Raw genomic sequence first — 14,213 nt, forward strand, 5'->3', positions numbered from 1 at the left:
TTTATAACGCCTTATGAGATCTATTAATCACATTACCTTATTTTTTGCTTTGCTTGCTTGCTTGAATTCCGCTTTTGCGCAAAAGAAGATGGTATTGACGGAGCCTGCGGAACATCTCAAAGGTATTTTTATAGAGTCTGATCAAATTTTTCAGATCTATGTGAAAGCCACAAATTCTGACCAACTGGTTATCAGCACAGAGGTTGAGGGAGAAACTTTTGAAACCCTTGAGATCGACACTGCGCTTCAAAATGACCTTTTATACATCACCACGGGAAGATCGGTAGGCTTTAAAGCCTTTGATGATAAGTTGGCGGCGCACAAGGTCTTGTCAGTTGTTTTGCATATAGAATTACCGGCGAATAAAGAATTGTGGGTAAATTCATCGCTGGCTTCTGTTGAAGCGCAGGGAGCCTACAGTTATGTAAATTTGAATCTTTCCGGCGGAAGGGCTAACCTTTTAGATTTTACCGGAAACGGGGTTGTTAACACGCTTCGAGGTGCTATTGATGTAGAGACGAGAACTACTAAAATAGAAGCTTCAAGCCGCAACGGAAGTCTTCACGTAGCGACAAGTCCTGTGTCGCTTTACAAACTCACTTTAAAAAGTGTTGACGGAAGTATAAGCGTCACCCAATCTGAATAAATTAAGTATTTTTACCGCTCTTAAATACAGCACATGTCATTAAAAAAGGCCGTAGGCATTATTGTTCTTATTCTTCTTATAGACCAGATAAGTAAGATTTACATAAAAACGCATTTTCAGTTACAGGAGCAAATTGTAGTTTTTGATTGGTTCAGAATTCTTTTTGTTGAAAATGAAGGTATGGCTTGGGGTGCTAAAATTCCCGGAAACTACGGTAAGATAATCCTGACGCTTTTTAGAATTGGAATTCTTCCACTTATTGGTTATTGGCTTTATGATAGCGTCAAGAAAAATGGTTCGCGCATTCTTATCGTGGGGATCGCACTCATTTTTGCGGGTGCCTTTGGTAACATCATCGACTCTATTTTCTACGGGGTGATTTTTGACAGCAGTGCTGGCCAGCTGGCAACCTTTTTGCCTGAAGATGGTGGGTATGCGAGCGTTTTTTACGGTCGCGTGGTAGATATGCTTTATTTCCCTATTTGGGAGGGTTACCTGCCCGAATGGCTTCCTATCTGGGGAGGAGATTATTTTACCTTCTTTAATGCGGTATTTAATATTGCAGACATGGCGATCAGTACAGGAGTAGGTTTACTGCTGGTTTTTAATAAGCGCGCTTTTGCGAAAGACAAAGCTTAACCGGCGTTATAAGGTGATAATAAATTTGGTTCCGTATCCTAATTTACTCGTTACTTCAATCTTACCGCCTAACGCTTCAATCTCGTTTTTAACGATAAATAAACCAACAGACTGGCTGTTCTCATTGTTATCTGAACTGCGTGTCATATGAAAGAGTTGGTCTTTGTTTCGATCTAAATCGTAGCCTTTACCGTTATCCTCAATGATCAGAGACAGTTTCTTTTTATTCTCTAAACAGTAGGCTTTTATTTCAGGCTTACGCGCAGGACTTTTATTGATGATTCCGTTTTTGATAAGCGTAAATAAGATATTATCTAAAAAAGAAGGATTGTATTCAATGGTAGGAACTTCAGAAAAATCACAGTATAAATAGGCTTCTTCTTGTTCTATCAGCGTGCGTAGTTTGGTTTTAGCCCGCTCAAATGCTTCTTCTAGATTGATAGCTTCTAAAGGCTGCGCTGCCCTATTTTGAATGGAAACCACCTCTTTTAAACGCGCGACTGTACCGTTGAGACTTTCAGCAATTTCCTTATAATTATTAAAAAGCTCTTTTTGATCCTGAGGTAGTTTTGTTACATCAACTAACTGACTTGTGAGCTCTAGGTTGTTTACGTGAGATTTGATGTTGTGCGAAACATAATCTGCAAAGGTAAATAAGCGCGAATTGTTGGCTTCCACAGTCTCGATGGCTTTTTCAAGCATCAATTCGCGTTCTTTCTCTTTGTCAACATTAACAACAACGCCTCTTAGTCCTATGACTTTACCCTTTTTATCTTGAATAGGTTTAGAAATGGCGTGTGCCCAAAACGTCTTGTTAGTGTACGTCACCATTTTGATCACTTTATCAAAAGAGGGTGTTCCTGAAGATAGTTGATTAAAACTGTTTACCACAACATCGTGGTATTCCATGTCAAAAAAATGCAGCGTGTGTTTTAAAGAAGGTGTGTAATTCTCCGGTGTTTCCAGAATATTACGCATTTGATCATCTATAAAACTCTTTTTGTTGATAAAGTCTATACGCCAACTTCCGGCACCTACCATTGCGGCAATTTGCTCATAAAAAAAGCTTTCTTCTTGATCTTTAGTGGTCGTAGTAGGCTTTTTATTCAGAAATGAAAAAAATCCGTTTTGAGATTTTTCAGACATGCGCTAAGTATTTTTTGAAATGGGAGGCTGAATATAGTAAAAAAAATGCTGTGACGTTAAAACCTGTAGGTTTTGTTGGGTGTAACACAGTGTGTTAGCGGAATATCATAGGCTGAAAATTCTAATGCATCTTCCGCCTCAAAAAAGGAAAGTCCGATTTTTAAACAATCCGGTTTGCAGGAAGCTAAAAACCTATCGTAAAAACCTTTGCCATAACCCAATCTATTCCCTTGTTTATCAAAAGCCAGTAGCGGAATAAAAACTACATCTATTTGTTGCGACTGCACTTCAAAACCATTTTGGGGCTCGGGAATTCCCCAGTTATTGATCTTGAGCGTCGTGTTATCGGTAAGCAAAAAATGCTGCATCGTCAACGCTTCAAAATCACTTTTAGAAACCACAATATTCTTGTCTTTACCGTTGAGGATATTCAGAAGATATTCGGTATTGATTTCCTTTAATTTTTCAATAGTGAGAAACACGTGATAGGTTTCAAAACTCCAAATATCAAGCTGAAGCAGGTTATTTGCAATAGCCAGGCTTTTTTCATCACAAGCGACAGAAGTTAAAGCTTCTCGCAGTTGTTTGTATTTAGCCCGAAGTACTTTTTTTTCCATGTTAAACCAATTCGGTAGAGATATGAAAAATAGCGTCTCCTTGATATACTAAAGAAGCTTCGTTAGTATTGATGATGTAGCCGTCATTAGAAGCCTTCACTTTGTGTCTAAAAGTTCCGTATGGATCGGTGATGGTGGCGATGACTTCGTTTTTTTCTACAAAATCACCACAAGTGCTTTTAAGGTGGAGCAAGCCGCTGTATTTAGCTCTAAGCCAAGAACTGCTTTTGATTGTGATAGAATCTTTGCTTTGTTGTGGTGCTTCAAAATCTTTAGAAAGCATTTTAAAGTGACTAAGAATACGCATCACTCCGTGTACACCGGCACGCGCGATATCTTTATCACTTATTTGAGATTTTCCACCTTCAAAAAGCAATACCGGAATATTCATTTTCTCGCAGGTAGAGCGATAGGATTTTGAAATGTTTTTTGAGTAGACAATAAAAGGCGCTCCAAAGAGCTTAGCGTATTGCATTAGCTCTTCTTTGTCAGGATCTACGCGTATTTGCGCAACATTAAATCTGCTTCCGCCACCCGTATGAAAATCCATACAAAAATCTGCCAGCGGCAAAATCTTAGTGGTGAATTGATATGCAAACCTACTTGCTAAAGAACCATTTTGGGTTCCGGGAAAAACGCGATTTAGATCCCGGCCGTCAGGAAAAGCACGTTCCATATTGAGAAAACCAAAAACGTTGATTACCGGGATACAGATAATCGTTCCACGTGCCGGTCTGTTTATTTTCTTTGAAATTACCTGGCGTACGATCTCTACTCCATTGATCTCATCGCCGTGAATTCCGGCGGTGATTAGAATGCAAGGCCCCGGTTTTTTTGCGCGTTGAATGATGATAGGCACTTCAACCGAAGTAGTAGTGTACAGCTTCGCCAGATTAAAATTTAGCGTGCGCCGTTGTCCCGGAGCGATTTTTTCACCCAGAATGTGCAGCACATCATTGTCGTCAAAACCAGTCATACTATTATACTCCGCGTTCTATATATCTAATAATGCTTTTAGCGATATCCTTTCCTGTAGCTTTCTCTATGCCTTCTAATCCCGGAGACGAATTGACTTCAAGAATTAAAGGTCCGCGGGCACTTTGTAGCATATCAACGCCGGCAACGCCAAGTCCCATAGCTTTTGCTGCTTTTATCGCCGCGTTTTCTTCCTCATCAGAAAGTGTGATCACCTCGGCGGTACCGCCACGGTGAAGATTAGAGCGAAACTCGCCCTCTTTTCCCTGACGTTTCATTGCACCTACAACCTGTCCATCAATCACAAAAGCTCTGATGTCTGCACCTTTTGCTTCTTTGATGAATTCTTGCACGATCACCCGTGCTTGTAATCCATTAAAGGCTTCGATCACAGACTCTGCGGCATTTTTAGTTTCTGCTAAAACCACACCTAGACCTTGCGTTCCTTCAAGTAATTTAATGATGAGAGGAGCGCCGCCTACGTGATCGATAATTTCAGCAACGTCACGGCTATAGTTAGTAAAAACCGTTTTAGGCAACCCCAAACGAGCGCGGGATAATATTTGTAAACTGCGCAACTTGTCGCGACTGCGCACTAAAGCCTGAGATTCTGTTGTGGTAAAACAACCCATCATCTCAAACTGGCGTACCACAGCAGTACCGTAGTACGTAATAGATGCACCAATACGTGGGATGATCGCTTCGGTGTCAGAAAGGTAGCGGCCTTTATAGTATACTGAAGGTTTTCTCTTTTCGATAATCAAATCGCACTTCAGCGGGTCTATGACTTCTACATTATGCTTGCGCTTTTTTGCGGCCTCAATAAGGCGCGCGGTAGAATATAAACCAGAGTTTCTAGATAATATTTTTATGTTCATAGGGTTTGTTGAGCATGGGACACATCGGTCAATTCTGTGTCTACGATAAATTTTTTGGTGAGAAATTTACGACCAATCAATACAGGAAAGCGCATATCCTCACGAGAGCTTAAGGTAAGTGATATTTTATAAACTTTACCGAATAGTCGGATGTTGCTTTGTACCACATAACGGTATTGAATCTCACCGTTACTGCTTTTAACGGCAGTGATGTCATAAGACTCAAACTGCATTTCTTTCCCGTTGTATTCCGGATGTTTAGGGTCTAAAAACGTACAGCGTAAGATGTTGTCTTCTTCGCGTATGTGATTACAATGAATAGACGAAGTATAGGCACCGGTATCAATCTTAACATCAATATCTGATAATCCCAATGCAGGGAAATCTGCTCGGTCGGTTCGGCCTATTACAACTTTTTCCATATACTGCAATTTACTAAAAGCATATTTCTTTTTTTAAGGCTCCCATTTAAAACTAGGTTAAACAATGCGACATCGTGATAAGCGGCGGCCATTAAGGCGTAAATATACTATGTTATTGGCATCGCCAAAGGTTTAAATATTCTATCCTGAAAACTAGCGTGATGTCTTGAAATAGAAATGTGTCGCTATTAAACGTCTTATGGGGTTTGTTATGAAAGGATTATCTAATGCTTGTCTCGGGTTCTGTAAAGGCAGGTTAATAAATTTTTTTAGCGCGCGATAAGCCGTAAATTTGGTTGGTATGGAAACCCCTGAATTAGAAATACAACTTAAAACTTTACCCAACAGTCCCGGCGTTTATCAGTATTACGATAAAAAGGGGAAATTGTTATATGTGGGCAAAGCCAAAAACTTAAAAAAGCGTGTCTCCTCTTATTTCAATAAAAAGCACGACAATGCCCGCACCCATTTACTGGTAAAAAAGATTGCAAACATTAAGCATATTGTAGTTAACAGCGAGACCGATGCGCTTCTGCTGGAAAACAATATGATTAAAAATTATCAGCCGCGCTATAACGTGATGCTTAAGGATGATAAGAGTTATCCTTGGATTTGCATTAAAAATGAGCGGTTTCCCAGAGTGTTTCCTACCCGAAGATTAATAAAAGACGGCAGTGAATATTATGGTCCGTACACCAGTATGAAAACCGTACACACTTTGCTTGATCTTATAAAAGGCTTGTATCCACTGCGTACGTGTAATTATGATTTGTCTAAAGAAAAGATAGAATCGGGCAAATACAAAGTATGTTTGGAATACCATTTAGGAAATTGTTTAGGGCCTTGTGAGGATAAGATTTCGGCGGAAACCTATCACGACAATATAGATGCGATTCGGGAGATCGTTAAGGGAAATTTTAAAGATTCGTTGCATCGCTTCAGATCACAAATGAAGGCGCATGCCGAAGCGATGGAGTTTGAAGATGCGCAACGCATTAAAGAAAAAATCGAGGTGCTCGAGGGATATCAAGCCAAAAGTACCGTGGTGAATCCGTCGATCAATAATGTTGATGTTTTTAGTATCGTGTCTGATGAAGGCTACGGCTATGTCAATTTTTTACAACTTTCGCACGGGGCGATTATTAGATCACACACTTTAGAACTCAAAAAGAAATTAGATGAATCTGATGCAGAGTTGCTCGCCATAGGAATCATTGAGATCAGACAACGCTTCAACTCACAGTCTTCAGAAATTTATGTTCCGTTTGAACTTGATCTGGGAGATGGCATTCGGGTTACCGTGCCTAAGTTAGGAGACAAAAAACGCATTGTAGAACTCTCTGAACGCAATGCGAAATACTTCAGGATGGAGCGCTTCAAACAAACTAAAATCGTTGATCCTGATCGTCACGTAAATCGCCTGATGGCACAGATGAAATCAGATTTGCGCCTTTCGGTAGAACCGCGTCATATAGAGTGTTTTGACAACTCAAACATTCAAGGAACTAACCCTGTTGCTGCTTGTGTGGTCTTTAAAGATGGGAAACCCAGCAAAAAAGATTATCGTAAGTTTAATATTAAAACTGTAACGGGAGCTAATGATTTTGCGTCTATGGAAGAGGTGGTTTTTAGAAGATACAGACGCCTGCTTAATGAAGATGAACCGTTACCGCAATTGATTATTGTAGATGGAGGAAAAGGCCAATTGTCGTCTGGAGTCAAAGCTTTAGAGACCTTGGGCTTACGCGGAAAGATCGCGATCATAGGGATAGCAAAACGCTTAGAAGAATTGTTTTATCCTGGAGATTCGATTCCGTTGTATCTAGATAAGAAAAGTGAAACGTTGAAAGTGATTCAGCAATTGCGAAATGAGGCGCATCGCTTTGGGATTACCTTTCATAGAAACAAACGCAGTAAAGCAGCAATTAACACCGAACTTGAAACCATTCCCGGAATTGGAGAAAAAACGGTGATAGAATTATTAAGACATTTTAGATCGGTAAGCAAAGTGAAAAAAGCTTCAGAAACCGCATTGAGCGAAGTTATAGGTCCGGCTAAAGCCAAAATCATCATTAAACATTATCAGCAAACCACAAATGAGAATTAATTACAGTTTACTTTTATTAGTACTCGTGCATTGGGCAGTGATCGCTCAAGACAGCACGGCTGTAGATTTTTCTAAAATTCCGCAAGGTGAAGAATTAAAAGTTGGTCTTGTGCTTAGTGGCGGTGGCGCTAAAGGTTTGGCGCATATAGGCGTTTTAAAAGAAATTGAAGCCGCAGGTATTGAAATTGATTACATTGGTGGTACCAGTATGGGCGCTATCATTGGTGGTTTATACGCTTCAGGCTATAACGCGCATCAGTTAGATTCTATTTTTGAGTCGGTTGATTTTGAAAAACTCATTCAGGATGATCTGCCACGAAGTGCGCAGTCATTTTATGAGCGAGCAGACCGCGAGCGTTATGCGATTGCGCTTCCTTTTGAGCATTTTAAAGTCTCTTTTCCTTCGGCTTTATCTAAAGGTCAAAATATTTACAACCTGTTTACCCAACTTACACATCACGTAAAGGAAACCGATGATTTTGCATCGCTTGACATTCCGTTTTTTTGTGTTGCTACCGATGCCGAAAAAGGCCAGGCGATCATTCTAGATAAAGGTTGTTTGCCTGAAGCGATAACAGCCAGTGGCGCGCTTCCATCGTTATTCAGTCCGGTTCTGCTTGATGATCGCGTGCTTATTGATGGTGGTGTAGTAAATAATTATCCGGTGGAAGAATTGCGCAAACGCGGCGCTAATTTTATCATCGGTGTTGATGTACAAGATGGTTTACGCGGCAAGGACGAATTAAAAAGCGCTCCTGAAATGCTGTTGCAGATCAATAACTATCGTACCATTGAAGCGATGCGGGATAAAGTCGCACAAACTGATATTTACATCAAACCCAATATTGAGGGCTACACGGTTGTTGATTTTGATCGCGGAGCGGAAATTATCAAAGGCGGTCAGGAAAAAGCCGAAGCTTATGATGATGCCTTTAGAAAGCTGGCAGCGCTTCAGCATAAAACCTATACAAAACCGGAGCTCAAGCTCAATCAGCATGATACATTGCGTATTAAAAGCGTTGCCATCAACGGAAATGTGTACTATACCCGCTCGTATATTTTAGGAAAGCTAAAGATCAAAACGCCGGCAAAAATGACCTATCAAGAACTTTTTGATGGGATTAACAATCTCGCAGCGACTAACAACTTTCAGCGTATAAATCACCGGTTAGAACAATATGATTCTGGCGAAAGCCATCTGATTATTAACCTTACTGAGAGCGAGACAACAACGTACGCAAAAGCGGGCATTCATTATGATGATATTTATAAAAGTGCAGCGCTGATCAATGTTACTAAAAAACGCTTGCTGTTTAAAAACGACATTGCTTCGTTTGATCTGGCTTTAGGAGATAATATTCGGTATAACTTTGATTACTATAGCGATAATGGATTTTATATAGGTTTTGGTCTGCGCTCGCGTTATAACAGTTTTGAAAGCCGCGTAGATGCCCGTTTTGTTGAGGAAGTGAGCGATCTGCCACTGGAGAATTTCAACAGTTTACAAATTGATTATACAGATTTTACTAATCAAGTCTATTTGCAAACTTTGTTTCAGAAACAATTTGCTTTAAGTCTGGGGCTCGAGCACAAATTTCTTAAAATAGATACCGAAAGTATTCGGGTTGATGAAGATAACGAGGGGAAGTTATACTTTGATAACAGTCATTATTACAGTACTTACGGCCAACTTCTGCTAGATACATTTGATAATAAATACTTTCCTACTTCGGGATGGTATTTTAATGGGGATTTTCATTTGTATCTATTCTCCTCTGATTATAACCAGAATTTTGAAGAGTTTTCTATTGGCAAAGCCGAAGTAAAATATGCTAAAAAGCTGTTTCCTAAATTCTCTATGCAGCTTTCGGCTATTGGAGGATTTAAAATTGGTGCGACCGGAAATGGTACGCTTAACTTCGTTTTAGGCGGTTGGGGAAATGATTTTATCAATAACATCGTTCCGTTTTACGGTTACGAATTGATAAGCAGTAATGGCGACGGACTCGTAAAATCTGAAATTACGTTTGACTATAATTTTTACCGAAAGAATCACCTCAACTTTGGGGCAAACTTTGCCAATCTTGAGAACGATCTTTTTACTACCGGAAACTGGCTTAGCGCTCCTGACTTTACGGGATATTATGTGGGGTATGGTCTGGAAACTATTGTAGGGCCGTTACAAACTAAAATCTCGTATTCTCCAGAGATCGAAGATGTATTCTGGAACTTCAGTTTAGGATTTTGGTTTTAAGAAAATATTAGTCTGTTTAGCTGTGTATTTTACGATATTTGTGAAAAACTATATCGTTTTCGAAGAATGATTCAAAAGATGTAGTTTCTAGAACTTTAAAATTGAAACGCTATGCCTTTCTATCATCAATTAGGTAAAATTCCTCATAAACGCCATACGCAGTTTAGAAAACCAGACGGGAGCTTGTATTACGAGCAGCTTTTTGGTACCATTGGTTTTGACGGAATGTACAGTAATATGTACCACGAGCAGCGGCCTACACAAGTAAAAGAAATCAAAGGCAGCAAAAGCGTCAAACCTAAGGTAGCTAAGGCCAATCACATTCAGTCGTATCGCTTTAGAGGTTTTGAGATCAAGCCCGAAGCGGATTATTTAGACAGCCGGAAACCGGTTTTAACCAACAGCGATTGCACGATTATTTTAGCTGCGCCAAAGAACAAAACGCAAGACTATTTTTATAAGAATAGCGATGCAGACGAACTGATTTTTGTGCATCGCGGCAGTGGTAAATTCCGCAGTCATCTGGGGAATCTTGATTTTAAATACGGCGATTATCTGTTGATTCCGCGGGGAACTATTTACAAATTAGATTTTGATACGGAAGATAACAGGCTCTTTATCGTTGAATCTAGAAGACCCATTTACACGCCGAAACGCTATCGAAACTGGTTTGGTCAATTGCTCGAACATTCCCCATTTTGCGAGCGTGATCTGCGTAGACCCTACGAATTGGAAACTAACAACGAATCGGGTGAATTTTTAATGAAAATCAAAAAGCAAGACGACCTTTTTGATATGGTTTATGCTTCGCATCCGTTTGATGTGGTGGGTTATGACGGGTACAATTATCCATACGCGTTTTCGATACACGATTTTGAACCTATTACGGGGCGCGTGCATCAACCGCCACCGGTACATCAAACTTTTGAGACTGATGCTTTTGTGGTGTGCAGCTTTTGTCCGCGTAAATACGACTATCATCCTGAGAGTATTCCGGCGCCGTACAATCACAGCAACATCGACAGCGATGAGGTGTTATATTATGTAGACGGTGATTTTATGAGCCGAAACGATATCGAAGCAGGGCATATTTCATTGCATCCTGCGGGCATTCCACACGGGCCGCATCCGGGCGCCACAGAGCGCAGTATCGGCAAAACAGAGACCGAAGAACTTGCCGTTATGGTAGACACCTTTAAACCCTTACAAATCTGTGAAGATGCGATGCCTATTGCAGATGAAACCTATTACAAATCGTGGCTCGAGCATTAATTATTAAATGAGTATTAGAAGCTATTTCCTGCTTTCCGCTGTATCTTTTTAAATATTTCGCCTTTAGGCTCAACCATTAAAAAGGATGCCGCTGAAATCAGGGCTAAAACATAAAACAATGAGTAAAGAACTGAAATCAGTCGACTACGGACTGGAAAAAATATTTGAAGGAGCGCAAGACTTTTTACCGCTTTTAGGAATCGATTATGTAGAATTCTACGTGGGTAATGCCAAGCAGGCAGCACATTTTTACAAGACGGCTTTTGGTTTTCAGTCCTTCGCATATAGCGGTCTCGAAACCGGAAAAAAAGATCGCGTAAGCTATGTGCTCAAACAAGATAAGATCAGAATCGTTTTAACCTCTCCTTTAGGAAGTGCGTCACCTATTAATGAGCATATAGTTAAGCACGGCGATGGGGTAAAAGTAGTTGCGCTTTGGGTAGAAGATGCGCGCAGTGCCTTTGAAGAAACCACAAAACGTGGCGCAAAACCGTTTATGGAACCTCAGGTAGAAACAGACGAGCACGGCGAAGTCGTGCGTAGCGGGATTTACACTTACGGCGAGACCGTACATATGTTTGTAGAGCGTAAAAACTATAACGGACAGTTTCTGCCGGGCTTCCGCAAATGGGAGTCAGATTATAATCCGGAGCCTACTGGTTTAAAATATATTGACCATATGGTGGGCAATGTTGGTTGGGGCGAGATGAACACCTGGGTAAAATGGTATGAAGATGTGATGGGATTTGTAAACTTCCTAACCTTTGACGATAAGCAAATCACTACCGAATATTCAGCATTGATGAGTAAAGTGATGAGCAACGGTAACGGAAGAATAAAATTCCCGATCAATGAGCCGGCAGAAGGCATTAAAAAATCACAGATCGAAGAATATCTCGATTTTTATGAAGGTCCGGGAGTTCAGCACTTGGCAGTTGCTACTGACGATATTGTAAAAACTGTGGCAGCCTTAAAAGCCCGGGGTGTAGAATTTTTACCGCCACCACCGCAAGCCTATTATGATGACATTCCACGGCGTTTAGGGGCGCATATGGACACGATGAAAGAAGATCTTAACAAGCTTCAGGAGCTTTCTATATTGGTAGATGCTGACGAAGAAGGTTATTTACTTCAGATCTTTACCAAGCCACTTCAAGACAGGCCAACGCTATTTTTTGAGATCATTCAACGTATGGGGGCAAAAGGTTTTGGTGCCGGTAATTTTAAAGCACTTTTTGAATCTATTGAGCGCGAACAGGCGCAGCGTGGTACGCTTTAGTTTTTGATAATCAACAGGAGAAACTTTCTTCGGACAAAGTTGAAAAGCTTGCGTTGAGAAAGAAATTCTCCATTTTAATGGCTATTGGGTTGGGATATTTAATCCTTTGGCTATGCCAATAAATTTTAAAAATCTCTGTTTGTATTCAAGCAGGGATTTTTAGCTTTTGCTACTTTTGGAATAACTCTTGTAAAAGCATGATATACAACAACTTTGTTGTGCTTTAAAGTAATGTCGCTATGAAAAATAAATACTTAGTATTGTTGATGCTTTTAGTCTCAGGTTTAACCTACGCACAGGAGGCCGCTTTTCAAGATGGAGAATGGTTTCGGTTTAGGATCAGTTATAGCGGCTGGTGGAAAGCCGGGGAAGCAACCTTATCTGTAACTAACGAAACCCTTAAAGGAAAGCCTGTGTATCACGTAAAAGGGAAGGGTGTTACCACAGGGATGACCAAACTCTTTTTTGGGGTTGAGGATTATTACGAGACCTATATCGATAAAAATACGACATTACCATATCGCTTTATCCGAAAGATCGATGAAGGCGGGCATACTAAAGATAAAATCATTGATTTTAATCAGCAATCTAACGTAGCCACCGTAAATGATAAGAAGCATAATGAGGTGAAAACTTTTCAGACCGAGCCCAATATTCATGATATGGTTTCGGCGTTCTATTATTTGCGCAACAGTATTGATTCAGAAAACTTGAAGGATGGTGATGAGACCGTGATCAACATGTTTTTTGATCAGGAAAATTTCAAATTCAAATTAAAGTTTTTAGGTCGGGAAGAGGTGAAGACTAAATTTGGAAAAGTAAAGGCGCTAATCTTTAGACCTTATGTGCAAGCAGGTCGCGTTTTTAAAGAGAAAGAAAGTCTTACAGTTTGGATTAGCGACGACCAAAATAAAATACCTTTGCAAATCAAAGCAGATTTGGCGGTGGGTTCTTTAAAAGCTGATATTGATGCTTATAAAGGGCTTAAACACCCATTCTATATTATACAAGATTAATGACTTCAAAAAGCAGTCGAGAGACCCAAGAACAACTAGATGCGCTAAAGGACAAATTTGATGCAATGGGGCAAAACCTGGATCATCAGCTAGAAGGATTTGTACATAGCAAACCGGTAAATTATTGGGATTACATTCAGGTTGACGCGCTGCTAAGTCTTCAAAATCAACGCACGTTATTGCCTGATGAGATGGTGTTTATTATGTACCATCAAATCAACGAACTGCTTTTTAAAATGATTCTGTGGGAAATAGAACAGGTGGCTTATGAACCTGAATTAACCACGGAGTTCTTTTCTGAAAAATTAAATCGCATCAGCAGGTATTTTGATATGCTCACCTCTTCATTCACCATTATGCGAGAGGGAATGAATATGGAGCAGTACCTTAAATTCAGACGAACCTTGAGTCCGGCTAGTGGTTTTCAGAGTGCTCAGTACCGGTTTGTAGAATTTGGCTCAACTGAACTTTTAAATCTTATTGATGCGCGCTTCCGGAAGGATTTTGCTCAAGAAGATGAGGCAGACCTATTGTATTATGACAAGGCTGTAGAGCATTTGTATTGGCAAGCAGCCGGTAAAGATTTTCAGACCGGCGATAAATCCTATACGTTAAAAGCATTTGAATTAAAATATAAGGAAGATTTCATTCGTTTTCTAAAACGTTACAAAACCTTAAATTTGTGGGCCAGATTTAAAACCTTACCTCTTTCTGATCAAAAGGATGCAACATTGCTTGCCGCAATGCGTCACTACGATTATACGGTTAATATCACGTGGGTGATGTCACATTACCATACGGCGTTGCATTATCTAAACCAAGGTAAAGAGCCTCTAGAGGCCACAGGAGGAAGCGATTGGGTAAAATATATGCACCCCAAATATCAAAAACGCATTTTTTTCCCAGACTTATGGTCGGAGCAAGAGCGTGCAGAATGGGGCCAAAACATTTAAACAAAAGAT

The 14,213-nt window shown here is 40.2% G+C and carries 13 protein-coding genes; 8 read left to right on the forward strand and 5 right to left on the reverse strand.

Annotated features, from left to right (window positions below; genetic code table 11):
- Positions 1 to 13 precede the first annotated feature (13 nt).
- Together LDL79_RS07890 and LDL79_RS07895 are read left to right on the forward strand one after the other, a co-directional pair.
- A complete protein-coding gene (locus LDL79_RS07890; protein WP_225599828.1) occupies positions 14 to 646 on the forward strand; it encodes a DUF4097 family beta strand repeat-containing protein in 633 nt (210 codons plus the stop codon).
- A 33-nt stretch (positions 647 to 679) separates the two neighbouring features.
- Positions 680 to 1,285, forward strand: a complete 606-nt coding sequence (locus tag LDL79_RS07895) for a lipoprotein signal peptidase (protein WP_225599829.1) — start codon at positions 680 to 682, stop codon at positions 1,283 to 1,285.
- 6 nt (positions 1,286 to 1,291) lie between these two features.
- On the opposite strand, the gene LDL79_RS07900 is transcribed toward LDL79_RS07895, so the two are convergent.
- Genes LDL79_RS07900 through LDL79_RS07920 form a run of 5 tightly spaced genes read right to left on the reverse strand, consistent with a single transcriptional unit; the run spans position 1,292 to position 5,323 of the window.
- Positions 1,292 to 2,431 (reverse strand): sensor histidine kinase, encoded by a 1,140-nt coding sequence (locus LDL79_RS07900; RefSeq protein ID WP_072981127.1) that lies wholly within the window; start codon positions 2,429 to 2,431, stop codon positions 1,292 to 1,294.
- A 56-nt stretch (positions 2,432 to 2,487) separates the two neighbouring features.
- Positions 2,488 to 3,048, reverse strand: a complete 561-nt coding sequence (locus LDL79_RS07905; RefSeq protein ID WP_225599830.1) for a 5-formyltetrahydrofolate cyclo-ligase — start codon at positions 3,046 to 3,048, stop codon at positions 2,488 to 2,490.
- A 1-nt stretch (position 3,049) separates the two neighbouring features.
- Positions 3,050 to 4,024, reverse strand: a complete 975-nt coding sequence (locus tag LDL79_RS07910) for a succinylglutamate desuccinylase/aspartoacylase family protein (protein ID WP_167598525.1) — start codon at positions 4,022 to 4,024, stop codon at positions 3,050 to 3,052.
- A 4-nt stretch (positions 4,025 to 4,028) separates the two neighbouring features.
- Positions 4,029 to 4,901 (reverse strand): 30S ribosomal protein S6--L-glutamate ligase, encoded by an 873-nt coding sequence (gene rimK / locus LDL79_RS07915; RefSeq protein WP_225599831.1) that lies wholly within the window; start codon positions 4,899 to 4,901, stop codon positions 4,029 to 4,031.
- Positions 4,898 to 5,323 (reverse strand): ATP-dependent zinc protease family protein, encoded by a 426-nt coding sequence (locus LDL79_RS07920; protein ID WP_072981136.1) that lies wholly within the window; start codon positions 5,321 to 5,323, stop codon positions 4,898 to 4,900. Before LDL79_RS07920 ends, rimK begins: the two co-directional genes overlap by 4 nt.
- A 301-nt stretch (positions 5,324 to 5,624) precedes the next feature.
- On the opposite strand from LDL79_RS07920, the gene uvrC reads away from it, so the two are divergent.
- From uvrC to LDL79_RS07950, 6 genes are all read left to right on the forward strand, one after another.
- Positions 5,625 to 7,430, forward strand: a complete 1,806-nt coding sequence (gene uvrC / locus LDL79_RS07925) for an excinuclease ABC subunit UvrC (protein ID WP_167598526.1) — start codon at positions 5,625 to 5,627, stop codon at positions 7,428 to 7,430.
- The gene (locus tag LDL79_RS07930; protein ID WP_225599832.1) at positions 7,420 to 9,684 is read left to right on the forward strand and encodes a patatin-like phospholipase family protein; all 2,265 of its coding nucleotides are present in this window, start codon (positions 7,420 to 7,422) and stop codon (positions 9,682 to 9,684) included. Before uvrC ends, LDL79_RS07930 begins: the two co-directional genes overlap by 11 nt.
- A 111-nt stretch (positions 9,685 to 9,795) precedes the next feature.
- A complete protein-coding gene (locus LDL79_RS07935; RefSeq protein WP_225599833.1) occupies positions 9,796 to 10,956 on the forward strand; it encodes a homogentisate 1,2-dioxygenase in 1,161 nt (386 codons plus the stop codon).
- A gap of 118 nt (positions 10,957 to 11,074) precedes the next feature.
- Complete coding sequence (gene hppD / locus LDL79_RS07940) at positions 11,075 to 12,235, forward strand: 4-hydroxyphenylpyruvate dioxygenase (RefSeq protein ID WP_225599834.1); 1,161 nt, start codon at positions 11,075 to 11,077, stop codon at positions 12,233 to 12,235.
- A gap of 239 nt (positions 12,236 to 12,474) precedes the next feature.
- Positions 12,475 to 13,251, forward strand: coding sequence for a DUF3108 domain-containing protein (locus LDL79_RS07945; RefSeq protein ID WP_225599835.1), 777 nt, complete (start codon positions 12,475 to 12,477; stop codon positions 13,249 to 13,251).
- Positions 13,251 to 14,204: a tryptophan 2,3-dioxygenase family protein gene (locus LDL79_RS07950; protein WP_225599836.1), complete on the forward strand. Its 954-nt coding sequence runs from the start codon at positions 13,251 to 13,253 to the stop codon at positions 14,202 to 14,204. The genes LDL79_RS07945 and LDL79_RS07950 overlap by 1 nt, the downstream gene beginning before the upstream one ends.
- Positions 14,205 to 14,213: the final 9 nt, after the last annotated feature.

This window comes from Leeuwenhoekiella palythoae (genome assembly GCF_020310025.1).
Classification (GTDB): domain Bacteria; phylum Bacteroidota; class Bacteroidia; order Flavobacteriales; family Flavobacteriaceae; genus Leeuwenhoekiella; species Leeuwenhoekiella palythoae.